The organism is Bradyrhizobium sp. Leo78, from assembly GCF_059512425.1.
In genome coordinates, this window is record NZ_JCAMOT010000140.1 from 1 (window position 1) to 1417 (window position 1417).

1 protein-coding gene is annotated in these 1417 nt (G+C 61.3%); it reads right to left on the minus strand.

Going from position 1 to position 1417, the window contains the following annotated elements:
• A partial coding sequence (locus tag AC5ZG1_RS43915) for an IS4 family transposase (protein ID WP_496136513.1) occupies positions 1-1148 on the minus strand: 1148 nt, incomplete at its 3' end.
• Positions 1149-1417: the final 269 nt, after the last annotated feature.

The following is a 1417-nucleotide window of genomic DNA, read 5'->3' on the forward strand; positions in this document are numbered from 1 at the left end:
CGACGGAAGGCTTCGAGGCCCAGGCGCATCACCTTTGGACCAGGCTTTCCATAGTAGGCGGTCCATCCTCCAAGCCGAGCAATGACCCAGGCAGCGAAGGCGAGAGTGCCTTTTGGATGCGGGTTCTTTTGCTTCGCAGTGGCCCCCTCGAGTTGAGAAGACAGGGCTTCCAGCACAGGCTGGTCATCCGGCTCGAAGGCCTCGGTTAGTTCTTCCTCGGTCGTGCCGTCACGGGCGCGAACCAGTTGCATGATCGTGACCGTCGCTACGGTAGCTGCGGCGACGAACTTGATCATGACCTCGGGTTCGCCAATGTCGGCTTCCTCGATATCAAAACCGGCGGATTTGAGCGTGCGGAAGAACTCCTCGATGGTCCAACGCCTGCGATAGAGGTCGACGATCCGACGTGCTTGTTTCGGGCTTCTTACGACATGCGTGGTGAGAAGCCGCCAATGGATCGGCTCGCCGTCATGGGTCGATGACACCTCCCGAACGTCCACCATGGTCAGGCGGATCATGTCGGGCAGATCTGGGGCAGGGCTGGGATGGGGCCGGCATAGCATGATCGGCGAGAAGCGCAAGGCAAGCTCGGCTCTCCGCTCCTTGCGGCCCGGCGCCGCAGGAATCGTCACGCTGAACCGGGCGGCTTCCGGCAAGCCATCAACAAATGCAAACTGCTTCGCAAAAGCTCCGGACTTCAGTTTGATCTTCCGATTCCAGTTTGCCCTGACAAGCAACTCCACATTCGCCGGACGTCGCGCGAAATGCTCGTAGATGTCGCTTTCCCGGTCGGAGATCACGGTGATGCTTTGCGCGGTCGATAAGGCCGCGCTGGCTTGAACCGTCGCGGACAGCCAACGCTGGGACTCTTTGTCTGTTGTTGCTCGCGATCGCCGGGGCGTCACCTTGCCCTTGTCCCGATTCCAGACCTGCGCATCAACAAGACCCAGTAACGCATCAGTGCCGGCATCGAGTGCGAGCGCCGCATGCAAAAGCAGGCCCCGTGTTCCGCCGCCTTTGCCGACAGGTCCATAACCGTTGGCTTTGGCGCGCCGTCCGCCAAGAATCAGTTCGCTGGTATCCTGAACCACGATGATCTCGCGACCGGCAACACGTTCCGCCGTGCGCGAAGCCGCATGGCTCGCCATCTCTGCGACGCTCACCCGATCATTGCGCAGAAAACGCGTGAAGCGGACCTCCTGCGCTCGGCTCCCTGCAAGGCGTCGAATGCACGAACCAGGCCGTCGAACGAGCGCCGCATGCAATGCGGCCCCCCTTTTTCCAGGCGACGATCGCCAAATCGCCCCAGCCCCACCTCCACATGCGACCGCTCTCCACAAGACCGCCTCCCGCCAGGGAATCAGTCTTCGCCGATCTTCGCAACAAAGATGTGTGCATTAGATAGCCGGTCACCGGG